The organism is Streptomyces pseudovenezuelae (genome assembly GCF_029892565.1).
GTDB lineage: Bacteria > Actinomycetota > Actinomycetes > Streptomycetales > Streptomycetaceae > Streptomyces > Streptomyces pseudovenezuelae_A.
In genome coordinates this window covers 145,017-168,967 of the sequence record NZ_JARXVH010000008.1, presented here as the reverse complement: position 1 = coordinate 168,967, position 23,951 = coordinate 145,017, and the positions used below count along the sequence as shown (strand labels likewise).

Below are 23,951 nucleotides of genomic sequence, written 5' to 3'. Positions count from 1 at the left end.
GATCCGGCCGAGCAACTCGCGGCGGCGATCGGGGTGCCGTCACCCTTGAGGGCCGGGGTTGAGGGCCGGGGTGTGACGACAGCACGGGCCGAAGCCGCGTGGGCGAAGCGGACCTCTCACTTCCGGGCGCCTTGCCGCTGGTCGGAGGAGAGGTCAGGGCTGAGGGGGTGCTGGGGTGGTGCTCGTGGTGCGGGGCGGATCAGTCGGTGGTGTATCCGCCGAGCTGTGGTCGGGGGAGAACAAGGCCACGCCGACCAGCAGTGCGGCGAGGAAGACGACCACGGCGGCGATGGTGCCCGCTGCCCTGGATCGAGGTACGACGACGGCGCGGAGTCCTGTTCGTTGCCGACGTCGGGTCCGGTGGGACGGAGCGGTACTGGTGACGGCGGACGGGAAGGCGTATGTGGTCGCGGAGCCGGGAGCCGAGTTCCAGCTGGACCCCACGGACGGATTCCAGGGGGTCGCGTGCGGCTCGGGGTGCGGTACGGCTGCGGGGAGGGGCTCGGGACGCCCTCTCCAGGCGCCTGCGGCGAACCACTCGGCCGCCTGCCGCGCCGTGGGGCGGTCCTCGGGTCGCTTGGCGAGGAGACCGAGTAAGTAGTTCTCGAAGGCGGGCGGCAGTCTGGCGCCGAGCTCCCTCGGTGGTACGGGGGCCGTGTCGAGGTGGTGGTGGAGGACGGCTATGGGGCTGCCGGCGCGGAACGGCGGTTGTCCGGTGAGGAGTTGGTAGAGCACGCAGCCGAGCGAGTAGACGTCGGACGCCGGCCCGGCGGCCTGGCCGAGGGCACGTTCGGGGGCGATGTACAGGCTGGTTCCGACGAGTTGGCCGGTCGCGGTGAGCGCCCCTCCCGGGTCGTTCATGAACTGCGCGATGCCGAAGTCGCCGATCTTCACGGACCGGTCGGCGTCGAGGAGGAGGTTGCCGGGCTTGATGTCCCGGTGCACGATGCCCTGTTCGTGTGCGGCGGCGAGCCCGGCGGCCGACTGGGCGGCGATGCGGGCGACTTCCTCGGCCGGCAGGGAGCCCGCCTGGGTCAGCAAGTGGGCGAGACTGTCGCCCTCGACCAGCTCCATCACCAGGAACAGACGGCCCTCCTGCTCACCGAAGTCGAGGACGCCGACCACATGGGGGTGGCTGAGCCGGCCCGCGGTCTGGGCCTCCAGGCGGAAGCGGGCGGCGGCGGTGGGTTCGGAGTTCTGGGCGTGCAGGAGTTTGACGGCCACCGGTCTGCGGCCCATCTCGTCGTACGCCTGCCAGACCTCTCCCATCGCGCCGCGTCCGATGGTGGTGTTCAGCCGGTACCGGCCCGCTATCAGCACCTTCAGTTCCATCCTCACGCAGGGAGACGACTCGACCGCTGCCGGCCATGTCCCTTTGCGGGGACGGGTGTTGGTGGGGATGCCGCAGCTGCCCCAGCCTACTGGCGGGCTGACGGCGACCGACCACGATCACGGGTTCACCGCGTCGGTCTGTTCGGGAGAGCCGCGCCCGTGGCGTTTCCCTATGCTGAGTCTGCGGTACAAGCAGGGCCGCAGGCCAAGGAGTCGGGGATGAGTGCGGAGATCGTTCAGTTTGTGGGGCAGGCGGGCCCGTACCTGACGGCGGCCCTGGGGGCCTATGGCGCGGGAGTGCTGACCCGGACGGAGAACGCCGCTGTCGATGCGACGGCGAACGTGGGGCGGCGCATGCTGCAGTCGGTGTGGCGCCGTCGGGACGAGCAGGGGCGTGCCGAACTGGAGGCCGCGGTGCAGGACGCGGCCGAGGCAGTCGACGATGAGGACGCGGCCGCGGCACTGCGGCAGCAGCTCCGGCGCGCGGTACGCGAGGACGCCGAGTTGCTGCGGGAACTGGCCGGACTGCTGCCTTCTGTCGCTGGACCGGTGACTGTGACCGCGTCGGGTGAGCGCTCCATCGCCGCCCAGACGATCGGTACCGCGGTCACCGGTGACAACGTCTCGCTCAGCCGTGACCAGTGATCACCAGGCCGCGGCAGGCGGGCCACAGGCTCTGGGCCCGCGATCGGTCGCGGCTGCCGGCCGCATCGAAGTGGCGATCACGGGTGATGGTGCCCGGGTTGTGATGCTGCCGCCGGAGGCGGTGCGCTGGGCGCGGGAGGTGAGCGCGCCGCCGGGGGCGGCGAATCTTCCGGGATCGGCGTCCGGGGTGTTCGTGGGCCGGGACCGGGAACTGAAGCGGCTACGGGGGCTGTTGGACCGGGACGGTGAGGCCGCGGTGACTCAAGCCCCCTCCGGGACGCGGGTCATCCACGGGCTGGGCGGGATCGGGAAGAGTTCTCTCGCGCTGCACTACGCCCATGAGTACCGGTCGGATTACACGCTGGTGTGGTGGATCACTGCCGAGTCCACCGACCAGATCATCACGAGTCTGGCCGCGCTGGCCATGAGGTTGTGCCCGCAATGGGCCGCCGCGGTGAGAGTTGAGGACCGAGCGGCATGGGCGATCGTCTGGCTGCAATGGCATCCGGGCTGGCTGCTGATCTTCGACAACGTCGAGGACCCGACCGACCTGCGCCACTACCTCGGTGCCCTGTCGGACGGCCATCGCCTGGCGACCAGCCGCAAGGCGACAGGCTGGCACACCATCGCCCCCACCATGGTTTTGGACGTGATGGACCCGGACGCGTCAGCAGAGCTGCTGTGCACACTCGCTCTCGGACAGGGACGGTCCCCTTCCGCGGAGCAGCGACGCCAGGCCAGTGATCTGGCCGCCGAACTCGGGTATCTGCCCTTGGCGCTGGAGCAGGTGGGGGCCTATCTCTTCCAGACCGGCACCGATCTGGGCCTGTACCGGCAGTTGCTGGGACGGGGCCTCGACAGGGCGGCGGACGGAACCGACCCGGAACGCACGATCGCCCGTATCTGGCTCCACACTCTGAGCGCGATCGAAGACCGTGACCCGCTGGCTCTCGAACTGCTGCACACGCTCGCGTGGCTGGCCCCGGACGACATCCCCCGGGATCTCCTCGCCCCGCTGGCCACCGACCCGATCGCCCTGGGCGACGCGCTGGGCGTGCTCCACGCCTACAACATGATCGCCTTCACCGCCGACCGTCGGGCGATCACCGTGCACCGTCTGGTGCAGATGGTGCTGCGTACCCGCGCCACACCTGATCCCGACGGTGCTGCCCCGGGCCGGCAGGAAGCCGAACAGGTTCTGAGGGAGGCCGTTCCTGACGGGACCGATGGCGCTACGGAGGTGAACACGCGGTGGGAGCGTCTGCTCCCTCATGTCTTCGCCCTGGCCGAATCCACATCGCTGAGCCGTCCCGCCTCACCCCGGACCGCCGGCCTTTTTCGAGCCGCCGCCCGGTATCTGTTCAGGCAGGGCCGCGACGCTCATTCCATCCCCCTGCGCAGAGCTGTCCTCGCGGAGTCCGAACAGGCGCTGGGGGACACCCATCCCTCCACCCTCACCAGCCGTACCAACCTCGCCGGCGCCTACAAGGCGGCGGGGGATCTGGGCCGGGCGATCGCTCTCTACGAGGCGGCTCTCGCTCAGCAGGAGCAGGTGCTCGGCGACACCGCCCCCGACACCCTGATCAGCCGTACCGACCTCGCCGCCGCCTACGAGGAGTCGGGGGATCTGGGCCGGGCGATCGCTCTCTACGAGGCGGCTCTCGCTCAGCAGGAGCAGGTGCTCGGCGATACGCACCCCGACACCCTGGTCAGCCGCAACAGTCTCGCCGGTGCCTATGAGGAGGCGGGGGATCTGGGGCGGGCGATCGCTCTCTACGAGGCCACCCTCGCCCAGCGGGAGGAGGTGCTCGGGGGCACCCACAGATTCACCTTGAACACCCGCAACAACCTCGCCCTCGCGTATCTGGCGGCGGAGGATCTGGAGCGCGCCACTCCCCTGTTCGAGGCCACCCTCGCCCTGCGGGAGCAGGTGCTCGGCGACATCCACCCCGCCACTCTCACCAGCCGCAACAACCTCGCCCTTGCCTACAAGAAGGCGGGGGATCTGGGACGGGCCGTCCCGCTGTACGAGGCCACCCTCGCCCAGCGGGAGCGGGTACTGGGCGACACCAATCCGCACACCTTGAAAACCCGTAGCAGCCTTGCCGCCGCCTACGAGGCGGCGGGGGATCCGGGCCGGGCGATCGCTCTCTACGAGGCCACCCTCGCCCAGCAGGAGCGGGTGCTCGGCGACACCCACCCCGACACCCTGATCAGCCGCAACAGCCTGGCCCATGCCTACAAGGCGGCGGGGGATCTGGCCCGGGCGACCGCCCTCTACGAAGCCACCCTCGCCCAGCGGGAACAGGTGCTCGGCAACAACCACCCGCGCACATTGAACACCCGCAACAACCTGGCCTACGCCTATGAGGCGGCGGGGGATGTGGAGCTCGCCATCTCGCTGTTCGAGGTCACTCTGGCTCAGCGGGAGCGGGTGCTCGGCGACACCCACCCCGACACGCTGAGCAGTGGCAGCAGCCTCGCCGGGGCCTACGAGGCGGCGGGGGATCTGGCGCGGGCCATCGCTCTCTACGAAGCCACCCTCACCCGGTCCGAGCGGGTGCTCGGCGACACTCACGCCGACACCTGGGCCAGACGTAACAGCCTGGCCCACGCCTATACAGCGGCAGGGGATCCGGGGCGGGCCACTCCGCTGTACGAGGCCACCCTCGCCCAGCGGGAACAGGTGCTCGGCGACACTCACCCGGACACTCTGGCCAGCCGCGGCAACCTGGCCCACGCCTACAAAAAGGCGGGGGATGCGGGGCGGGCGGTCGCTCTCTATGAGGTCAATCTGGCCCAGCGGGAGCAGATGCTGGGCGACACCCACCCGGACACCTTGGTCAGCCGCAGCCTTCTCGCCGGCGCTTGCAGGGCGGCGGGGGATGTGGAACGGGCGGTCGCTCTGTACGAGGTCACTCTGGCTCAGCGGGAGCAAGTCCTGGGCGACACCCACCCCTCCACGTTGACCAGCCGCAGCAACCTCGCCATTGCCTACGAAGCGGCGGGGGATCCGGCTCGTGCCCTTCCGCTGTACGAGGTCACCCTCGCCCAGCGGGAGCAAGTGCTGGGCGATATCCACCCCTCCACCGTGACCAGCCGCAACAACCTCGCCGATGCTCGCAAGGCGGTCGAGACTGCACAGCGATCGGATGCAGGATCGTCGGAAACCTCCGATGGCGGGCAGCGCCCCGCAACCTCTCGCGAGCAAGTGGAATGACCATGGGGAGGGCGTGGCGATTCCGGAGCCCCGGCCAAGGGCGGGCACCAACTGCCACAGGGCCCGCCGTCCGACCCCTCGGCTGCCCGGGACGGTGACCGCTCCGGGCAGCCGCACCCCTTGATCAGGCGGTGAAGCGGTGAGTGCCGGAGCCGACCCGGTACACCGCGCAGTCGTCCTCCTGGCGCAGGTACGTTCCGTGCGTGTGGGTCACCGCGTCCGGGGTGGACGCGGGGATCCACACCTCGGCGGTCGTGTTGGGCGGCACCGCGCAGGTCAGCGTGAATCGGCCGGAGCGCTGCCGCCAATGGGTGGAGACCGGGCCGTAGACCGAGGTGAACGTGGCGCGGGCGGTGGTGACGGCTCCGCCGGGGCGGGGGCGGATGACGATCTCGCGGTAGCCGGGCCGGCCCGCCGCGATACCGGCGATGTTCGTGTACATCCATTCCCCCACCGAGCCGTAGGCATAGTGGTTGAAGGAGTTCATGCCCGCGTCCTGGAAGCTGCCGTCGGGCCGGATGGAGTCCCAGCGTTCCCACATCGTGGTGGAACCCCGGTCGATCTGGTAGCCCCAACTGGGGAAGGACCGCTGCTGCAGCAGGCGGTAGGCGACATCGGTGTGGCCCGTGTCGGTCAGGACGGGAAGCAGTCGGGGAGTACCGAGGAAACCTGTCGACAGGTGCCAGTCCTTGGCCTCGATCAGGGCGACGAGACGGTCGGCCGCGGGCTTTCGCGACGCGTCCGGCAGCAGGTTCATCGACAGCGCCAGGACGTAGGCCGTCTGCGTATCGCCCTTGATCCTGCCGTCGGAGGCGAGGTAGGCGCCCTGGAAGGCCGTTCGTACCCGTTGGAAGAGATCGAGGTAGGGCGCGGCGTCCTTGCCGAGCGCCTCGGCCATGCGGGCCGCGAGGTCGGCGCTGTGCGCGAAGTACGCGGTGGCGATGACGTCCTTGGGGGTCTCGTCCTCGACGTTCAGCCAGTCGCCGTATCCCTGGTCCGGGCGCAGCAGTCCGGCGCTGTTCTTCTCCAGGTACGCCAGCCAGGTCTGGACGGACGGCCAGGCATCCGCGAGGACTTGGCGGTCGCCGTACGCCTGGTAGAGGGACCAGGGGACCGTGACCCCCGCGTCGCCCCAGCCGGCCGTGCCGTTGCCGACCGTGCCGACCATCGGTGCCACGTCCGTGAACGCGCCCTCCGCGGTCCGGGAGTCCCGGAGGTCGACGAGCCACTTGGACAGGAAGCGGGCCGACTCCATCGTGTACGCGGCCGTGGGCGCGAAGACGTTGATGTCTCCCGTCCAGCCCAGGCGCTCGTCGCGCGCGGGTGTGTCCGTCGGAACGGAGAGGAAGTTGCCGCGCTGGCCCCAAGTGATGTTGTGGTGCAGCTGGTTGAGCATCGGTACGTCGGTCTCGAAGTCGAGGGTGAAGGGGGCGGACGTATGCATGACGCGGCCGGTGACGGCTCCCGCCGAGGGAGTGCCGGGGAATCCGGTCACCTCGACGTACCGGAAACCGTGGAAGGCGAAGCGGGGCTCGTAGATCTCCTCTTTTCCGCCGCCCTTGAGGGTGTACGTGTCGGTCGCCGCGGCGGTCCGCAGGTTCGCGGTGTAGATGGTGCCGTCGGGGTTGAGTACCTCGGCGTGTCTGAGCCGGACGGTCGTCCCCGCGTCGCCCGACACGCGCAGCCGCACCGAGCCGACCATGTTCTGGCCCAGGTCCAACACGTGGACGCCGGGCTTGGGTTGGGTGATCTTCGTCGGTTTCAGCTCCCGCTCCACCCGCACCGGACCGTCCACCTGCGCGACGATCAGGTCGGGACCGAGGTCGCCGACGCCACCCATGCCTCGCACACCGAGCCAGCCGGTGTCGTCGAAGCCGGGCGAGGCCCAACCGGGGGTCTCCTTGCGCGCGTCGTACGTCTCGCCGTTCAGCAGATCGGCGGTGACGATCGGCCCTGCGGTGGCCCGCCAGTCGGCGCCCGACACGATGCGCTCGCTCGTCCCGTCCGCGTACTCCACCTCCAACTGGGCCAGAAGCGCTGGAACTTGGCCGTACTGACCGGGCCCGAACATGCCCACGTTGCCGGCGTACCAGCCGGGTGCCAGATACGCCCCGATGGCGTTGGTGCCGGGCCGCAGCAGTTCGGTGACGTCGTACGTCTGGTACTGGACGCGGGTGCGGTAGTCCGTCCAGCCGGGAGCGAGCTGGTCGAGGCCCACCCGGCTGCCGTTGAGGTGGCTCTCGTACAGGCCGAGCGCCGTGGCGTACAGGCGCGCGCGGGACACCTTCCGACGCGGCAGCCGGAATTCGTGCCGCAGTTGGGTGACGGCGTACGACACCGGGACGACACGCCCCCACGGTCCGCCACCCCAGGCCGCGGCCACCCGGACCGCCGGCCAGCCCGCGTCGTCGAACTCCAACTCCCGCCATCCGTCGGCCGGTTGCTGGTTCGTGGTCTTCCAGGAGGCGTCGGTGAACACCTTCTGCTCACCGGAGGCGGTCCGGACGACAAGGGTGGCGACGAGTCCCGCCGGGCCTTCGGTCGCGTTGGTGGCGGCGACGGCGATAACGTTGTCGCCAGCCCGCACGCGGCCCAGTACGTCGATCACCGCCGGGCGTTTCCAGTCCTCGTTGTCGGTGTCGAGGTCGGTGTGGGCGACCTCGACTCCGTTCAGGGAGACGGCGTAGACGTTGTCGGCGGTGATGGCGAGCGTGGCCGACGTGATTCCGTCGGGCAGTTGGGCGGTACGACGGAACCAACGGGTGGCCGCCGGAACGCTGCTCGTCGGATCACCCTCGGGGAACCAGATCCACGAACCACCCTCGAAGGACGGCGCGTCCACGAGGCTCGCCGGTGCGGAGATCCAGTCGGCGCTCCACTGCCCGGCATCCATCAGTCCGGTCTCCCACCACGAGGGCGCGCTCCAGCCGGAGACATGGCCGTCGGCGTCCCACACGCGTACGGACCAGTGGTAGCGCGTCCGCGGCTTGAGGCCGGGACCTCCGTAGGACACGAGGACCGACTCGCCGGACGTGACCTTCCCGCTGTCCCAGACGTCCGGGCGGGACAGGCGCGACGCGGCGGTGGCGACGCGGATCTGATAGGCGGTCTGGCGCGCACCCGTCCGGTCGGAGGCCAACGGCCAGCTCAGCCGGGGGCGTTGCGCATCGACCCCCAGCGGGTGCCGGACGTACTCCACGGTCGGCGCCGTGACGCGCAGTCCGTTGCGCTGTGCCTGTGTCTCTGCCTGCGTCTGTCCGGACGCCGGCGCGGCCATCGCCGGCCCGCTGCCGACGGTTGCTGCCGCGACCGTGGCGATCGCGCCCGCGAGCATGTTCCTCCTGCTGATCACTACGACTCCTCACCCGCACACAATGGATGAATCGATTCAGAGTTGAGAGGCGTGGGTAACGTAGAGCCTGGTGAGGTCGGGGTCAATCAGCGTGCAACTGTTTTCCTGACACGGCCACTTCGCGATCGCTCTGGGTGGAGTCGGCACGCGAGGTGGACGCGAAGGGATTGAACGGTTTCAATCGGAGCTGGCAAATCCAAGGGCGAGCCAGACTCGGCAAGCGGCGGAACGGGCTCAGCCCTGCGCCGCCTCCACCGCTGAGGCGACGAAGTCCGCGACCAGTCGCCGCCGGTCCTCCTGCGCCCAGGCGAGGACCAGCGCGCTACGCGGTGCGTCGGCCACCGGAACATGGACGAGCCCCGGATGCAGAGGCCGGGCCAGTGAACGCGGCAGCACCGCGATCGCTCGTCCGAGCAGGATCATGTGCGTCAGTTCGGCACCGTCGGCGACCTCGGGACCGTCGGCGACCTCGGGACCGAACCCGGAGTTGGGCTCGATGCCGGGCACCCCGTTGCCGCGTACGCCCTTCCAGCGCGGCAGCGTCTCGTGGGCCAGGTCCGCGAGGGTCACCTCGGTGCGGCCGGCGAGCCGGTGGTCCGGCGGCAGGATCGCCACCCGGCCCTCGACCATCAGGGTCTCGTGATCCAGCCCGGTCAGGTCGTCGAACGGCGCGTAAAGCAGAGCCGCGTCCGCCCGGCCGTCGCGCACGTGATCGGCGCGGTCGGTGGACCCGCCGAACAGGATGTCCACCTGGCGGGCGTCGGGCCGGCGGGAGTAGGCGGCCAGGATGCCGGACAGCAGGTCCGCGTCCCCGCCGGGCTTGATCACCAGACGCAGCCGGGTCTCCCGCTCGCCCGCCCGACGGGCCTTCTCGACCGCCGCCCCGACGGCGAGCAACGCATGGCGTCCGTGGAACCGCAGCGCCTCCCCGGCGGAGGTGAGGGTGACGTGCCGGCTGGAGCGCTCCACCAGCGCCACCCCGAGCCGGTCCTCCATCCGACGCACCGCCTTGGACAAGGCGGGCTGCGCGATCCCCAGCCGCTGCGCCGCCCGGCCGAAATGCAGCTCCTCGGCGAGGGCAGCGAAGTACTCCAGCTCGCGGGTCTCCAGCTCGGCCATGCCGCGAGGCTACTACCCCAGCCATTCCTCATAGGAATAGATCCAGAATCTACCGGCCTTGGACTTCACCAAGAACCACCAGTTAAATCGAAGCATGATTCACCACACGATGATCGTTGCCTTCGACGAACCGATTCCCTCGGACGAGCTCGACGAGTACCTGAAAGGGCTTGAGGAACTGTCCATGGGGACCGGCCTCTTCCAGTCCTTCGCCGCCCGCCACCACCTGCGCGCCCCCAGCGACGACCACGCCCCGGTGGCTGTCGCGTCCGCCGTCGTCCAGCTCGGCCTGGCCGACCTCGACGCCCTCAACACCGCCTTCGCCCTCCCCGGCATCGGCGAGTTCATAGACAGCTGGCAGGCCCGCCGCCCGTACAAGGCGATCTGGGTCAACCACGAGCCCCTCGCCTGACGCGGCGGCTCAGCGGGGGTGCGTGCCCGACGTTGGTGCCGGCGCAACTCGGCGGTCCGGCAGCGCAATGTGGCCATCGCACGGAAGGTCGCCGCGGACGCGGCCGAGGTACGGCGGCACAACCCCGCGCTCGCCGCGCAGTTGAACCTGGCCGCGTACCGGTTGGCGGACACGGTCGACGTCCGCGATCAGCTCATGAGCACCGTCACGACGACATACACGAGCCGACTCACCGGCCACACCTCCGACGTCGTCTCGATCTCCTTCGCTCCGCGGAGCACGGTTCTGGCGACCGTGAGTTGGGACCGCACGGTCCGCCTGTGGGACGTCGGGAACGCACACCGTCCCGTCCAACTGGCGGTCCTGCATGAGCCCTTGAGGCTTCTGTCGGTCGCGTTCGGGCGGGGCGGTAGCGTCCTGGCGGCGGCGAGCGAGGGATCGGTGCGGCTGTGGGACGTGAGAGGTGGGGCTGCTGCCGCCGTTCTCGCCGGCCACTCGAATCCGGTACCGGCCGTGGCGTTCGGCCCGCACGGCGACACCCTGGCCACCGGCGGCAACGACTTCACGATCCGGCTGTCGGACACACCGGCCTGGATCGGGTCGCCGCTCGAATCCGCGACAGCGCCTACCCGCGGATCACCGGAGCGGAATGGGCACGGTACTTCGCGGCGGCGGACTACGACCCGCCCTGCCCCGCCGCATGACCACGGAAAATGAGGTGTGCGTTGCCTGCGCCGCTGGCAAGCTGCGCCGGTGAACCGTGAACAGATGTCCAGGATCGCCCATGCCGGCCACCCGATTAAGTCCCCGCTCGACGACGACTCGGTACGCCGGCTGCTGGAACGCGGCGCCCCACGCGGCGACGAGCGTGTGCTCGACCTCGGCTGCGGCGGCGGGGAATGGCTCCTACGCGCCCTGACCACGCGCCCGCACCTGCACGCCGAGGGCGTCGACATCTCCGAGGACGCCTTGGCACAAGCCCGCGAGGCGGCGAACCGGCTCGGCGTGGAGGAGCGCCTCGTTCTCCACCGGCAGGAGGCCGCGGGCTTCACCTCCGCGCAGCCGTTCGACCTGGTGCTCAGCGTCGGGGCCGCGCATGCCTTCGGCGGTCTGCTCCCCACCCTCGTGGCGGCACGCAAGCACCTGGCGCCCGGCGGCCGCGTCCTGATCGGTGACGGACTCTGGGAGCGCGAACCCTCCCAGGAGGCCATCGAGATGCTCGGGGACTTCAGCGACCTCGCGACCACCGTGGACCGCGTCGTCGCCGACGGCTGGACCCCTGTCGACGGGCACGTCAGCACGCGCCGCGAGCTGGACGACTACGAATGGGCATGCTGGGGGACGTTGGCCGCGTGGGCCCTGGACCACCCGGCGGATCCGGACAGTGCGGACGTACTCGCGACAGCCACCACTCGGCGCTCCGAATGGCTGCGCGTCTACCGGGACAGCTGGGGCTTCGTCTCGCTGGTCCTGCGTCGGACGTCGGACTGACGGCCCGGGCCGCGCGCTCCGCGCCCTCGGCGTCGTGGATCCCTTGCCTGGAGCGCGCGTCCGGCCGAGCCCTAGAGCTCTGACGAATCCTCGCGTGAGGCGGCCCGGCCGCGGAGGGCGACGAGGGCCAGCAGGGCCGAGAACAGTGCGGCCGAGCCACAGACCACGAAGCCGATCGAATAACCGTGGCCGAGGGCGTCCATGGCGAGCGGGTGCAGGTCGGCCAGTTTCGGCGACGCCTCCGAGGCGCCGTTCACCGCGAGCGGGCCGCCTTCCTCCAGTACGGCCGTGCCCGCGCCCTTGAGGGCCCCCGGCAGGGCCGAGTCGCTCAAGGACTCGGAGAAACTGCTCGCCGCCCGGCTGAGGGCGACCGCGCCGATGATCGCCGGGCCGAGGGTGAAGCCGAAGTCGCGCAGCAGGTTGGTGGTGGCGCTGGCCATGCCGGCCAGGTGAACCGGCACGGTGTTGACGGCTGTTGCCGTGATCGAGGAGACGGTGACGGCGAAACCGAGGCCGACGAGACCGAGCGGCAGGATCAGCGAGGTGAAGGCGGTGTCGGTGATCGGCAAGGTGGCCGCCAGGTAGTCGCCCGCCGCGATCAGCAGCAGTCCCGCACCCAGCAACAGCCCCGGCGCCACCGTGCGCAGCAGGCGTTCCGTCACGGGCAGCATCACCAGAGCGATGCCGTTGAGCAGGACGAAGGCCAGGCCCGTCCGCATGGGCGCCTGGTCCTGCACCGGGCCGAGCCGGATGCTCACGGAGTAGGCGGTGCCGAGGAAGGCGAACATGCCGACCACGGCCACGATCGAGGCCACCGCGAAGGCGCGGTTGCGGAACAGATCGAGGCGCAGCAGCGGGGACTTGGCGTGCTTCTCGGCCAGGATGAAGGCGGCGAGGAACACGGCCGCCAGGACGAAGGCGATGACGATCGACGGCGAGGCCCAGCCGTCCGTCGGCCCCTGGATGATGGCGTAGAGCAGGGCGAACAGGCCCAGACCGATGGTGACCTGGCCCGCCAGGTCCAGCGAACGGCCCTCGGGGGCACTGGAGTTGACGGCGAACCGGGCGCTGACGACCGCGCTGGCCGCGGCGACGACCGTGACGACGACGAAGGACCAGCGCCACGAGCCGTAGGTGGCGGTGACGCCGCCGAGCAGCGGGGCGAGGAAGCCGCCGGTGGACAGCAGGGCCGCCCACATCGCGATGACCCGGGCGCGCTGTGCGGGCGAGGTGGTGCCGGCGGCCAGGATGGCCAGCGAGGTGGGGAAGAGGGCTGCCGCACCCAGGCCGGCCAACGCCTGGCCCGCCCAGAGCTGGTGGACGCCGGAGGCGGTGGCGCTGACCACTTCGCCCACGGCGAGCAGCGCCGCGCCGCCGACCAGCAGCCGCTTGCGGCCGAAGAGGTCGCCGAGCAGGCCGAAGGTCAACTCCAGTACGGCGACCGGGAGCAGGAACGCGTCGGAGATCCAGGTGAGTTGTGAGCCGACCGGGTGCAGGTCGGACTGGAACAGGCCGTTGAGGGTGGCCGGTATGGCCAGGCCGATCTGGGCGAGGCAGACGGCGAGGAGTCCGGCGACAAGGGTGCCGGTGGTCAGGCCGGGGCCGGTGGCGGTTGTCGCGGAGGGCTTGGTCGTCGTTGACACGGAGGGCTCCTGAGGGCGGGAGGCTCGGGTAGGGAGAGGGTGCTTCGCGGTCAGCGCGTGGAGGTCAGGTGTCTCGGCATCAGCGCGTGGAGGTCAGGTGGCTCGGCGAATAGCCATCGGCGCGTGCTCGTCAGACGGCTTGGCCGGTGGTCGTCAGCGCGTGCCGGTCAACCGGCTCGGCCGGTAGTCGGTGAAGGCGGCGCCGTCGAGGCCCAACTTGTCGGCGCTGCGCTGGAGTTCGGCGGCGGTGGTGGAGTCGCCCCAGTGCCCGGTGTCCACCCGGTGCTCCACGGCGTGCAGGCCGGCGACGACTTCGGCGGTGGTGAAGTTGCAGTGGCTCTGGCGTGCGACGTAGGCCTGACGCAGCAGCGCGGAGTCGCCGGCCCTGTGCACCCGCCCGGCGAAGGCCGTCTCCTGCTCCACGGGAACGAGTTGGTCGGCGGTGTTGTGGATGTCCAGCAGCGGCACGGCCAGGCCCTGCCCGGCGGTGGAGGTCTGCTTCAGATGGGCCACGGCGGCCCGGTCGGCTGTGATGCCGGCGCCGTCGGTGAGGTGGTTCAGGTCGGCCCGTAGGTTGAGTCCGGCGTCGCGGTAGAGCGTCTCGATCTGCTTGGCGTGGGCGGACTCGCGCAGCAGGCCGGCGTAGTCGACGCCCTTGTTCCACGACGTGTTGCCGCCCGCGGACTGCTCCACCGACCAGCGCGCCGGCACGATGAAGCTGAGCAGACCCTGAGCGAGCCACGCGTACTGCTGCTGCTCCTGGCCCGCGAAGTCATCGCGCGCGGGCGGGAGTTGGCCCGGTGCCCAGTCGGCCAGGTTGAGGAAGGCGGCGGCCAGGGCGATGCGAGCCCGCCCGGCCGGGGTCTGCTGCGCTGTCTCCACCGCCTGCGTGAGCCGGGCGGCGAGCGCGGCGCCCTCGGCCTGGCTGTCCAGGTTCACGAGCTTGTCGGCGTCGGCCGGGTCGAAGAACGTGGCCAGGGTGTACTCGGCGTCCAGTTGGTAGTTGTCCAGGTCGACGCCGCCCGCGACCAGGCCGCAGAGGCCGAGTGCGCCGTCGACGCGTCCCGCGCCGTCCCGGGCGAGCTGCGCGTTGACCAGGCCGCCCATCGACTGGCCCACCGAGATGACCCGGCTCGGTGTGCCGACCTGGCGGTGGAAGGCGTCGAGCGCGGCGAACTGGTCCCGCTCGGCCGAGTCGAGCGCCCACATCGAACCGTTCGGATCGTACGAGGAGCCGGCGAGTGCGTATCCGCCGTCGAGCAGGGCCTTTTGCGCGGCGGCCGACGGGGCGTCGGCGGCGGTGGTCGGGCCGAAGCCGTGGCTGAACAGCAGCAGGGTGCCGTTCCACTGCGCGGGCTTGTCCGCGATCCAGGTGGCGCCGTCGGACAGCGTCCCGGTGTAGTGCTCGGCGGTGGCGGCCTGGGCGGCTGTCGCCGGTCCGAGAAGGGCAGTCGCGAGGGCGGTCGCACAAGCGGCGGCGAGGACCGAGAGACGGGGACGAGGAAGGGGGCGAGGGCGGGGACGGGGCATGGCGGCGGCTCCGCGGATCGAGTGGGGACCGAGTGGGGGAGCGTGCTGGACGAGCGCTGCGAATGTAGGGCTCTTTTTTCATCGCCGTCAATAGAATGACCAATAACGGGGTGGACGGATCCGCGTACGGACTCGCGGGCCGGGACGCGGATCAGTCCGTTGCCGGTGCGGGGCGGCCCGGTGGAGGTGTGAGTGGGCCCAGTTGTGGCGGCTTGGGTCAGCCCAGCGTCAGGGTGTCGAGCAGCTGCGCCGCCGCACGCGCCGCCGGGCGCTCCCAGCGGCCGGCCAAGCCGCGGAATACGGTCTCCGCCTGACCGGCGGGCCAGTCCGCCGGCAGGTGCTCGGCGGGCAGATGCGGGTCCCGTCGCACCAGGTCCAACCAGTCGGTGTGCACCAGGAGTTGGCCCGCGAGTTCATCGCCGGACGCGGCGGCGGGCAGCGGCTCCGTGCGGTCCCAGCGCTCCAGGAACGACCGGTACCGCGCGCCGATGGCCGGCACGTCGAAGGCCTGCTCCAGCACCTCGCGGACATCGGTGGGCGAGTCCACCTCGGCCCGGAACACCCTCAGATACGACTCCAGGCCGAGCCCCGCCACCATCTCGCGGACGTCGACGCGTGCCGGGGCCACCCACAGTCCGTTCTGCAACGGGCCGAAGCCCGCCCAGATCAGGCGGGAGCGCAGATCGTGCCGTTCACGGCTCCAGGCCTCGGGCAGCGAGAAGCCCACCATCGTCCACCGGCCGTCCCAGTCCCGGTTGACGGCGCCGGTGCGCCAGATGCGGTCCCTGCCGTCCGTCAGCACCTGGACCGCGTGCGGCGTCAGCTCGAAGTAGGTCTTCCGGCCCTGCCGGGTGCGCTCCAGCAGATCCCGTTTGACCATCCGGTTCAGCGTGGTCCGTACCGCCTCCTCGGTGCTGCCCACCCTGCCGAGCGCGGCGATCACACTGCCCGACGACACGGCGACGGACCGCCCCAGCACATGAGCGCCGAAGAAGGTCAGCATCAGGGACTGGGTACGCGGTTCGGGGCCGCTCTCGGCGGCCGGTCCGGCGGCGACATCGACACTGGTCACCGCCACAGCGTAGGCCCGGGGCGAGCGTCACCTGCCTCCGCCGCGAAAAGTGTGTCACTTCTGTGACGGCAATACGTGAAAGGTCCGATGTCGGTGTCGCGCGCCTGCTCGGGGTGACGCCATTCAGGCCGTGTTCAGGGTGTTGTGCCACCGTGGGCGCGATGCGGGTACTGGTGGTCGAGGACGATGCGCGGTTGGCGGACGTGCTGTTCGCCGGGCTGGTGGCCGAGGGGTTCGGGGTCGATGTCGTGCACGACGGCCTGGAGGGGTACTGGCAGGCGTGCGAGGGAGCACATGACGTCATCGTGCTGGACATCATGCTGCCCTCGCTCAACGGGTACGACGTCGCGCGGCGGCTGCGGGCGGAGCAGGTCTGGACGCCGGTGCTGATGCTCACCGCGAAGGACGGCGCCCACCTTCCGACGCAGGCGCCGGGCCGGCTGTCGCTCCTCGACCAGGTGCGGGCCGTCGCCACGACCGCCCAACTGGACGTGACCGTACGACGCAGCGACCGGCTGCCGGCGACCGACACCAGGGGGACGGCCGTACTGGCGGCCGACGACGGTCTGTTGAGCACCCTGGGCGGCGAACTCGCCGCCGGACACTGGCTCAACCACGGGACGAACGGCTACCCCACGGTCGTGCTCGGCACAACGGCAGCGCGGCTCCAGGGAGTTGATCTGAACCGGGGTGAGCAGGTGGTCTGGCTCGGGGACCAGTGGTTCGCGGTGGTCGGCGTACTCAAGGCGATGCCGCTGGCGCCCGAACTCGACAACACGGCGATGATCGGCGACCAGATCGCCAGGCAGGAATTCGGCTACGAGGGGTCACCCACGACGGTGTATCTCAGGACCGACCCGCGGCATGTCAACTCCGTGTACGAGGTGGCTGCCGGCACCGCCGACCCGCGGAGCCCGGAAGAGGTCGAGGTCACCCGGCCGTCGGACGCGCTGGAGGCACGGGCCGCCGCGGACACCTCGTTCACGGCACTGCTGCTCGGGCTCGGCGGGGTCGCGTTGCTGGTGGGCGGGGTCGGTATCGGCAACGTCATGGTCATCTCGGTGCTGGAGCGGCGGGGCGAGATCGGGGTGCGGCGCGCGCTCGGCGCCTCACGGCGGCACATCAGGGCGCAGTTTCTGGTGGAGGCCCTGGCCCAGGCGGGAGCGGGCGGACTCGTCGGGGTGGCGCTCGGCGCCGCGATCACCGTCGGGTACGACATCAGCGCGGACTGGCCGGTCGTCCTGCCCGCCCAGGGCCTGGCCGGCGGCGTACTGGCCGCCCTCACGGTCGGCGGCTTGGCCGGCCTCTACCCGGCAAGCCGCGCGGCCCGCCTCCAGCCGGCGGAGGCGGTGCGGCCGGTCTGACCTCGCGGATACGGACGCGGATACGGATGCGGACGTGGGTACGGGTACGGGTACGCATGCGGATGTGGACGCGTGCTCGCTCCCCGCACCCGCCCCCGTTCCGCCCTACCCGCGCTGCTCGTAGCGCCGCCACTCGCGTCCGCCGTCGCGAGAGACCCACAGCCCTTCGCCCTTGACCAGGTCGTACGTCGCCGTCGTCGCGTCCGCGATGCCGTAGAGCGTCGTACCGTCGACGGCGAACGACGTGAAGGCCGCCGGCGTCTTCACCTCATGGAAGGCGCCGGCGGTGCGGTCGTCGGCGAGCCAGTACCGGCCGCCTTCCTCACCGACCAACAGCCGCCCGTCCGTGAGCAGTTCGAGGACCAGCGACTCCGGGCCACCCTTCAGGTCCTTCCAGGGAATGCCGCCGCCGAGGACCGTCCGCCAGTGCTCGCCGTCGTCCGTCGTCACCAACAGGCCGCGCACGCCCTCGCCTTGGGTGAGGGACAGCGCCGCGGTGCCGCCCCGCGCGACGAGAATGCCCCCCGCGTACGGCTTCGGGACGGCCGTGGAGCCAAGGGTGCGGCCGTCGCGCTGCCGTACGACGCTGTTGGGGTCCTCGGTCAGGGGCTGCGCCAGGCTCCAGACCGTGCCCCGCTCGTCGACGGCGACCCGGACGGCGTCGTCCGGAACTCCGGACGGGGGTGCCAGGGTGCGCGTGGCGGGGCGGTAGAGGAGGGTCGGCTCCAGCTCGGCGAGCAGGATGTCGCCGGGGCGGGTGCGCAACGGGGTCTCGGTGGTGACGACCTTCTGCCGCTTGCCGTGCACATCGAGGGCGTACGCCCCCTCGGGCGGCTCACCCGACGGCACCCGCACGAAGCCCCCGGGCACGCCCTTGAACGCGGGCGGCTGCGCCTCCGCGTCCGCGTGTTCCGCGTGCTCGGCGACGGTACGGCCGTCGGGACCGACGATGCGCCAGGCGGTGGCGGCCGGCCCCTCGTCGTCCTCGACGTTGCCGGCGTCGTACGTCAGCAGCAGCGAGCCGTCGCCCGCGCGGGCCACGCCGGTGGGCGCGCCGGCCGCCTCGATGACGTCGGCGGGGCGGGGGTGGGGGTCCTCGATGACGCGCTTGTACTTCGCCTCGCGGTCCCCGGAGCCCCCGTGGCCGGAACCGCCCGAGCCGTCCGTGCCGCAGGCGCTCAGCACCAGCGCCGCACTCGCCGCGGCCATCAGTCCGACCGTCCACCGCCCGCGTTTCGTCAGCCACGTCATCGGCACATCCTCACATGAGCTCAGAACCGGGCGCGCAGCCCGTCGACCGCGTCCGTCGCGTCGAGCAGTCGGTCGCCATCGGATGGACAATGGGTGGGCCTCAGGATCAGCAGAGGAGGGCGGCGATGGCAGAGCGCATGATCGAGGTGGACGGCGTCGAACTGTGCACCGAGCCCTTCGGCGACTCGTCGGATCCGCCGGTCCTGCTCATCATGGGCACCGGAGCCTCGATGCTCTGGTGGGAGGAGGGCTTCTGCCGCATGCTCGCGGCGGGCGGACGCCAGGTCATCCGCTACGACCACCGCGACACCGGCCGGTCGATCACCTACGCGCAGGGCGAGCCCGGCTACACGGGTGCAGACATGGTCGGCGACGCCGTGGGCGTGCTCGACGCCTACGAGATCCCGGCCGCGCACGTCGTGGGCGTCTCCGCCAGCGGGGCGATGGCACAACTGCTCGCGCTGGAGCGCCCCGATCGCGTTCTCTCGCTCGTCCTGATCAGTACGTCCCCTGCCGTGCCCGGCGACCGCGAACTGCCCCCGCCGACCGAGGAGTTCATGCGCTTCGTCTCGACCGCGCAGGCCGATTGGTCCGACGCCGAGTCGGTGATCGACTATCTGGTCGACTATTCACGGGTGCTCGCGGGAGGCAGGCGCCCGTTCGACGAGGCCGCCGCCCGCGACCTCGTCCGTCGCGATGTCGAGCGTGCCCGGGACTTCGCGGCGGTGCGGAACCACGACGAGATCGACACCGGCAAGCTGCCGGAACAGCCGTTGTCGTCGATCCCCGTGCCCACGTTGGTGATTCATGGGACGGCGGATCCGATGTTCCCGCTCGCGCACGGCGAGGCGTTGGCGCAGGAGATCCCCGCCGCGAGGTCGATGGTCCTGGAGGGGGCCGGCCACGGGGTCGAGGGTGCCGACTGGGAGACGATCGTCGGCGCGATCCTCAAGCACAGCGCCGCGGACGCGGCAGGCTAGCGCCGCGACCGGGAACGTACCGGTCCGAGATGGGTGAACTCGGCCCGGGCGGCGCTTACTTCGTGGGGCGGCCGCCGGTGTGCGGTTGCTCCAGTTGGGAGGCCAGGACCGCGGCCTGGACGCGGCGTTGGACGCCGAGTTTGGCCAGCAGTCGGGAGATGTGGTTCTTGACGGTTTTCTCCGACAGGTAGAGCTTCTTGCCGATCTCGCGGTTGGTCAGGCCGTCCCCGATCAGGGCGAGGATGTCTCGTTCGCGGGGGGACAGGCTCGCCAGCTCGGGTGAGACGGTGGGCGTTTCGGTGGGGTCGGCACGCAGCGAGCGCATCAGGCGGGCCGTGGTCGCGGGGTCCAGCATGGACTGGCCCGAGGCGACCGTCCGTACCGCCGAAACCAGGTCGGAACCCCTGATCTGTTTGAGGACGTAGCCCGAGGCCCCTGCCATGATCGCGTCGAGCAGGGCGTCCTCCTCGTCGAACGAGGTCAGCATGAGGCAGGCCAATTCCGGCATCCGGCTGCGCAGTTCCCGGCAGACGGTGATGCCGTCGCCGTCGGGGAGGCGTACGTCGAGCACGGCGACGTCCGGGCGCAGTGCGGGGCAGCGGGCGAGGGCGTGCTCGACGGTGTCCGCGTCGCCGACCACCGAGATGTCCGGTTCGGTGCCGAGGAGGTCGGTGATGCCGCGTCGTACGACCTCGTGGTCGTCCAGCAGGAAGACACGGATCGGGTGCTGCTGCGTGAAGGTGCGTGTCTCGGCCATGACGACCCCTTGTTCCGCGGTGGCGGACGGTCTGCGAGCTGCCCGTAAGGACGATCGTCGCTCGCCGGACCCGGATGCACTAGGGCCGACCGGCCCCAGTCGGCTTCGAGTTGCGCCCGCTCGACGCTCCCTGCACCGGGCTGTACGTCTACTGATCGCGGGACCGTGCGCGGTACGCGGCCACGGCCGTCGGCAGGGTGGGGAAGATCAGGTCCGCTCCGACGGAGTCCGCCAGGCCGTACACCTCAAGGTCGTGCATGAGGTCCTGCTTGACGCGTGCGAGGGCGAACACGATGCCGCGATCGGTGAGTTCGCGGCGCAGTGCGTCGACCGCGTCGAGGGCGGTGATGTCGACCTCGACGTTGGCCTCGGCGTTGAGGACGAACCACCGGACCGGGTCGGTCTGTTCGGCGACGGCGGCCAGGGCGCGGCGCTTGAAGTTCTCGGCGTTGGCGAAGAACAGCGGTGAGTCGTAGCGGTAGACAAGCAGGCCGGGGACGGTACGGGCCTGTGGGTAGTCGTCCACGTCGTGCATGCCGGCGACACCGGGCACCAGTCCTTCGACGGCGTCGTGCGGGCGGGCCACCCGCGTGAGCAACTCGGCCACGGACAGGCCGACGGCCACGATCACTCCGTAGAGGATGTCCAGGGCGAGCACGCCGGCCAGGCAGCCGAGGGCCAGCAGGAGTTCGCGGCGGCGGAAGGACGCGAGGCGGCGGAAACCCGCGAGGTCGATCATGCGGACGGCGGCGTACACGACGAGCGCGCCCAGTACGGCCGACGGGGTGCGATGCAGCAGCGGGCTGAGGAACAGCAGCACCGCCAGCACCACCGCGCCTGCCACCAGGGAGTACGCCTGGCTGCGGGCGCCCGCCGAGGCGGCGAGCGCGGTGCGGCTGGCGCTGCTGCTGACGGGGAAGCCGTGCAGGACGCCCGCGCCGAGGTTGGCCGTGCCCAGCGCCAGGAACTCCTGGTTGGCGTCCGGCCCGGGGTTCTCGTCGTCGTGTCCGGTGAAGGCCCGCGCGGTCAGGATGAAGTCGGTGTACCCGACGAGGAGCACGCCGAGGGCCGGCAGCACCAGATGCGGCAGCTCGCCCAGGTCCGGCCAGGCGAGGCCGGGCAGGCCCGACGGAACCTCGCCGATGACCTTGATGCCGTACCGGTCGTCGAGGTCGAAGGCCACCACCGCGACCGTGCCGAGGACGACGGCGAGCAGCGGACCGGGCACGGCACGGACGTACCTGGAAACCGTGAAGAGGAACGCGAGTAGGGCGGCGGACAGGACGATGGTGGCCGCGTGGGCGTCGGGCAAGTGTCCTATGGCGGACCAGAGTTGAGGGAAGAACTCGGAGCCGGTCGTCTTCACGCCGGTGAGTTTGGGCAGTTGGTCCACCATCATGATCAGCGCCACGCCCGCCAGGTAGCCGATCAGGACCGGGCGGGAGAGCAGGTCCGCGAGGAAGCCGAGCCGCACCGCCCACGCCACCAGGCACAGCAGTCCGACCGTGACCGCGAGGGCGGCCGCCAGGGTCGCGTAGCGCCCGGGGTCACCGGCGGCGAGCGGGCCGACCACGGTGGCGGTCATCAGCGCGGTCGTGGACTCGGGGCCCACCGAGAGCAGGCGTGAGGACCCGAAGAGCGCGTACAGGGCGAGGGCGGGCAGGATCGCCCACAGACCGGCGACCGGCGGCAGCCCGGCCACGCCGGCGTAGGCCATGACCTGCGGAACCAGGTACGCGGCCACCGTGACACCGGCCAGCAGGTCGCCCCGCAGCCAGGCGCGCCGGTAGCCGAGGAGGGCGACGGCTCCGGGCACCAGACCGCGCCATCTCGGAACATGGGCGTCCGCGTGGTGTCCGCCTGTTCCGTCCATGTCCTGTCTGTCCGCGTCCTGGGACATGTGCCACCTCTCCCCGTTCGACCTCAGGATCCACCGGCAAGGTCACGGTCGCGACAGGTGGGGTGTGCACCAGTTGACCGGGGGCCGGGCGGGCACCCCAACGGTCCCTGAAGACAGGGCCGTTCAGCCCTGTGGTCACGGACCTTCGGCATCCGGCGGTCACCGTCGCACGGGACGAGAGTGAGGAGCGTCAGACACCGAGCGGACGACAGTCCCACTCCTCCCCGAAGGGATCACCACCATGGCCGTTCACGAGCGCCCTCGTCAGAGCCAGGGCTTCCACCTGCCGTCCTTCCGCGGCAATGGGACCGCCCCCGCCTCCCAGTCCGCCGTGTCGGCACACAGCGACACCCACGCCGCGCGGGCCTACGCCTTCGCGTCCCTTCGTCTGCTCACCGGCTTCGTCTTCCTGTGGGCCTTCCTCGACAAGACCTTCGGCCTCGGCTACGCCACCCCCTCCGGCAAGGGCTGGGCCGACGGCGGCTCGCCGACGAAGGGCTTCCTGAGCGGCGTGGCCGCGGGCCCGATGGAGTCCACGTTCCACTCCTGGGCCGGGGATCCCTGGGTGAACTGGCTGTTCATGCTCGGTCTGCTCGGGGTAGGTGTCGCGCTCGTCGCCGGCGTCGCGCTGCGCTTCGCGGCCGTGGCTGGCACTCTGATGATGGTGTTCATGTGGGTGGCGGAGTGGCCGCCGGCCCAGCACCTCTCGGACGGCTCGCCGAGCATGTCGTCGAACCCGTTCGTGGACTACCACCTCATCTACGCCGTCGCCCTGATCGTTCTGGCCGCTGTCTCCGCCGGCGACACCCTGGGTCTCGGCAGGCTCTGGGCGAGGCTCCCGCTGATCCGCGACAGCCGCTGGCTGCGGTGACCGCGGGCGGTGCCGCGGACCCCGCCGAGGGTCCGCGACGCCGAACACCGACCAGGGCCGGTCGGTCCCTTCCAGGGACCTGCGGCCCCTGTCGGGCGCCGCGTCCAAGGACGAAGCTCGATTCGGGACCCCCGACCCAGGAGGTGGACGTCATGACCGGCCCGAGCGGGTGTGAGCGCGGTGGCCGCTGTTCAGAGGGTCGCCGCGTGGTCGAGGACGTAGGTCTGCAGATCGCGTGGCGGGCGCTCGTAGCCGGTCGACACCGGCCGCCGCGGCAGCTCCAGTACCGGCGGGGGCACATCGCGGTACGGCACGGACGACAGCAGGTGGGCGATCATGTTCAGGCGCGCCCGGCGCTTGTCGTCGCTCTCGACGACGTACCACGGCGCCTCCGAGACATCGGTGTGCACCAGCATCTCGTCCTTGGCCCGGGAGTAGGCCTCCCAATGGGTGATGGACTCCAGGTCCATCGGCGAGAGCTTCCAGCGCCGCAGCGGGTCGTCCAGCCGCTTGCGGAACCGCTCCTGCTGCTCGGTGTCACTCACCGAGAACCAGTACTTGCGCAGCACGATCCCCGCCTCGACCAGCATCCGCTCGAAGATCGGGCACTGGCGCAGGAAGAGCTGGTACTCCTCCTTCGTACAGAAGCCCATCACGTGCTCGACGCCGGCCCTGTTGTACCAGGAGCGGTCGAACAGCACGATCTCCCCGGCGGCCGGCAGATGCTCGACGTAACGCTGGAAGTACCACTGGCTGCGTTCGCGCTCGGTCGGCTTCGGCAGGGCCGCGATCCGCGCCACCCGCGGGTTGAGGTGCTCGGACACGCGCTTGATGGTGCCGCCCTTGCCCGCCGCGTCCCGCCCTTCGAAGATCACGATCACCCGGGCGCCCTCCGCGCGCACCCACTCCTGCAGCTTCACCAACTCCGTCTGCAGACGCAGCAGTTCCTTCTCGTACGCCTTGCGCGGCAGCCGCGCCGCGTCCTTGCCGGCCATGCCGCCTCCATCGCCCG

18 protein-coding genes are annotated in these 23,951 nt (G+C 70.9%); 8 read left to right on the top strand and 10 right to left on the bottom strand.

Going from position 1 to position 23,951, the window contains the following annotated elements; translation table 11 throughout:
- Positions 1-153: 153 nt before the first annotated feature.
- Positions 154-1,332, bottom strand: coding sequence for a serine/threonine-protein kinase (locus tag M2283_RS26410; RefSeq protein WP_280878864.1), 1,179 nt, complete (start codon positions 1,330-1,332; stop codon positions 154-156).
- Positions 1,333-1,551: 219 nt separating this feature from the next.
- Between M2283_RS26410 and M2283_RS26405 the strand changes: the two genes are divergently transcribed.
- Both M2283_RS26405 and M2283_RS26400 read left to right on the top strand, forming a co-directional pair.
- The gene (locus M2283_RS26405; RefSeq protein ID WP_280878863.1) at positions 1,552-1,977 is read left to right on the top strand and encodes a hypothetical protein; all 426 of its coding nucleotides are present in this window, start codon (positions 1,552-1,554) and stop codon (positions 1,975-1,977) included.
- Positions 1,978-2,080: 103 nt separating this feature from the next.
- Positions 2,081-5,197, top strand: a complete 3,117-nt coding sequence (locus tag M2283_RS26400; protein ID WP_280878862.1) for a tetratricopeptide repeat protein — start codon at positions 2,081-2,083, stop codon at positions 5,195-5,197.
- Between the two features lie 124 nt (positions 5,198-5,321).
- Here M2283_RS26400 and M2283_RS26395 read toward each other — a convergent pair whose 3' ends face one another.
- Together M2283_RS26395 and M2283_RS26390 are read right to left on the bottom strand one after the other, a co-directional pair.
- Positions 5,322-8,549 carry an alpha-L-rhamnosidase gene (locus M2283_RS26395; RefSeq protein WP_280878861.1) on the bottom strand — a complete coding sequence of 1,076 codons (3,228 nt, stop codon included), beginning with the start codon at positions 8,547-8,549 and terminating at the stop codon, positions 5,322-5,324.
- Positions 8,550-8,783: 234 nt separating this feature from the next.
- On the bottom strand, positions 8,784-9,668 hold the full coding sequence (locus M2283_RS26390) for a LysR family transcriptional regulator (RefSeq protein ID WP_280878860.1): 885 nt from the start codon (positions 9,666-9,668) through the stop codon (positions 8,784-8,786).
- A gap of 94 nt (positions 9,669-9,762) precedes the next feature.
- On the opposite strand from M2283_RS26390, the gene M2283_RS26385 reads away from it, so the two are divergent.
- The 3 genes from M2283_RS26385 (at position 9,763) to M2283_RS26375 (ending at position 11,571) form a co-directional block, all read left to right on the top strand.
- On the top strand, positions 9,763-10,080 hold the full coding sequence (locus M2283_RS26385; protein WP_280878859.1) for a hypothetical protein: 318 nt from the start codon (positions 9,763-9,765) through the stop codon (positions 10,078-10,080).
- Between the two features lie 69 nt (positions 10,081-10,149).
- On the top strand, positions 10,150-10,797 hold the full coding sequence (locus tag M2283_RS26380) for a WD40 repeat domain-containing protein (protein ID WP_280878858.1): 648 nt from the start codon (positions 10,150-10,152) through the stop codon (positions 10,795-10,797).
- A 36-nt stretch (positions 10,798-10,833) separates the two neighbouring features.
- The gene (locus tag M2283_RS26375) at positions 10,834-11,571 is read left to right on the top strand and encodes an SAM-dependent methyltransferase (protein WP_280878857.1); all 738 of its coding nucleotides are present in this window, start codon (positions 10,834-10,836) and stop codon (positions 11,569-11,571) included.
- Between the two features lie 71 nt (positions 11,572-11,642).
- Here M2283_RS26375 and M2283_RS26370 read toward each other — a convergent pair whose 3' ends face one another.
- The 3 genes from M2283_RS26370 to M2283_RS26360 form a co-directional block, all read right to left on the bottom strand.
- Positions 11,643-13,214, bottom strand: coding sequence for an MFS transporter (locus M2283_RS26370; RefSeq protein WP_280878856.1), 1,572 nt, complete (start codon positions 13,212-13,214; stop codon positions 11,643-11,645).
- Positions 13,215-13,367: 153 nt separating this feature from the next.
- Positions 13,368-14,744: an alpha/beta hydrolase gene (locus tag M2283_RS26365; RefSeq protein ID WP_280878855.1), complete on the bottom strand. Its 1,377-nt coding sequence runs from the start codon at positions 14,742-14,744 to the stop codon at positions 13,368-13,370.
- 217 nt (positions 14,745-14,961) lie between these two features.
- Positions 14,962-15,822: a PaaX family transcriptional regulator gene (locus M2283_RS26360; protein ID WP_280878854.1), complete on the bottom strand. Its 861-nt coding sequence runs from the start codon at positions 15,820-15,822 to the stop codon at positions 14,962-14,964.
- A 155-nt stretch (positions 15,823-15,977) separates the two neighbouring features.
- Between M2283_RS26360 and M2283_RS26355 the strand changes: the two genes are divergently transcribed.
- Positions 15,978-17,180 (top strand): FtsX-like permease family protein, encoded by a 1,203-nt coding sequence (locus M2283_RS26355; RefSeq protein WP_280878853.1) that lies wholly within the window; start codon positions 15,978-15,980, stop codon positions 17,178-17,180.
- A 105-nt stretch (positions 17,181-17,285) separates the two neighbouring features.
- On the opposite strand, the gene M2283_RS26350 is transcribed toward M2283_RS26355, so the two are convergent.
- Entirely contained in the window at positions 17,286-18,431 is a 1,146-nt protein-coding gene (locus M2283_RS26350; RefSeq protein WP_280878852.1) for a hypothetical protein, read from the bottom strand.
- Between the two features lie 125 nt (positions 18,432-18,556).
- Between M2283_RS26350 and M2283_RS26345 the strand changes: the two genes are divergently transcribed.
- Positions 18,557-19,411 (top strand): alpha/beta fold hydrolase, encoded by an 855-nt coding sequence (locus M2283_RS26345; RefSeq protein WP_280878851.1) that lies wholly within the window; start codon positions 18,557-18,559, stop codon positions 19,409-19,411.
- 55 nt (positions 19,412-19,466) lie between these two features.
- On the opposite strand, the gene M2283_RS26340 is transcribed toward M2283_RS26345, so the two are convergent.
- Positions 19,467-20,168, bottom strand: a complete 702-nt coding sequence (locus tag M2283_RS26340) for a response regulator transcription factor (RefSeq protein WP_280878850.1) — start codon at positions 20,166-20,168, stop codon at positions 19,467-19,469.
- Between the two features lie 148 nt (positions 20,169-20,316).
- Positions 20,317-22,041 carry a SulP family inorganic anion transporter gene (locus tag M2283_RS26335; RefSeq protein ID WP_280879086.1) on the bottom strand — a complete coding sequence of 575 codons (1,725 nt, stop codon included), beginning with the start codon at positions 22,039-22,041 and terminating at the stop codon, positions 20,317-20,319.
- 268 nt (positions 22,042-22,309) lie between these two features.
- Between M2283_RS26335 and M2283_RS26330 the strand changes: the two genes are divergently transcribed.
- Entirely contained in the window at positions 22,310-22,939 is a 630-nt protein-coding gene (locus M2283_RS26330; protein WP_280878849.1) for a DoxX family protein, read from the top strand.
- Positions 22,940-23,130: 191 nt separating this feature from the next.
- Here the strand turns inward: M2283_RS26330 and ppk2 are convergent, their stop codons facing one another.
- Entirely contained in the window at positions 23,131-23,934 is an 804-nt protein-coding gene (gene ppk2 / locus M2283_RS26325) for a polyphosphate kinase 2 (protein WP_280878848.1), read from the bottom strand.
- Positions 23,935-23,951 lie beyond the last annotated feature (17 nt).

Excerpts from the sequence above, each read along its gene's own strand:
- M2283_RS26410 (WP_280878864.1), bottom strand. The coding sequence starts at position 1,332 with ATGGAACTGAAGGTGCTGATAGCGGGCCGGTACCGGCTGAACACCACC.
- M2283_RS26405 (WP_280878863.1), top strand. The coding sequence starts at position 1,552 with ATGAGTGCGGAGATCGTTCAGTTTGTGGGGCAGGCGGGCCCGTACCTG.
- M2283_RS26400 (WP_280878862.1), top strand. The coding sequence starts at position 2,081 with ATGCTGCCGCCGGAGGCGGTGCGCTGGGCGCGGGAGGTGAGCGCGCCG.
- M2283_RS26390 (WP_280878860.1), bottom strand. The coding sequence starts at position 9,668 with ATGGCCGAGCTGGAGACCCGCGAGCTGGAGTACTTCGCTGCCCTCGCC.
- M2283_RS26385 (WP_280878859.1), top strand. The coding sequence starts at position 9,763 with ATGATTCACCACACGATGATCGTTGCCTTCGACGAACCGATTCCCTCG.
- M2283_RS26365 (WP_280878855.1), bottom strand. The coding sequence starts at position 14,744 with ATGCCCCGTCCCCGCCCTCGCCCCCTTCCTCGTCCCCGTCTCTCGGTC.
- M2283_RS26355 (WP_280878853.1), top strand. The coding sequence starts at position 15,978 with ATGCGGGTACTGGTGGTCGAGGACGATGCGCGGTTGGCGGACGTGCTG.
- M2283_RS26350 (WP_280878852.1), bottom strand. The coding sequence starts at position 18,431 with ATGACGTGGCTGACGAAACGCGGGCGGTGGACGGTCGGACTGATGGCC.
- M2283_RS26345 (WP_280878851.1), top strand. The coding sequence starts at position 18,557 with ATGGCAGAGCGCATGATCGAGGTGGACGGCGTCGAACTGTGCACCGAG.
- M2283_RS26340 (WP_280878850.1), bottom strand. The coding sequence starts at position 20,168 with ATGGCCGAGACACGCACCTTCACGCAGCAGCACCCGATCCGTGTCTTC.
- M2283_RS26335 (WP_280879086.1), bottom strand. The coding sequence starts at position 22,041 with ATGGACGGAACAGGCGGACACCACGCGGACGCCCATGTTCCGAGATGG.
- M2283_RS26330 (WP_280878849.1), top strand. The coding sequence starts at position 22,310 with ATGGCCGTTCACGAGCGCCCTCGTCAGAGCCAGGGCTTCCACCTGCCG.
- ppk2 (WP_280878848.1), bottom strand. The coding sequence starts at position 23,934 with ATGGCCGGCAAGGACGCGGCGCGGCTGCCGCGCAAGGCGTACGAGAAG.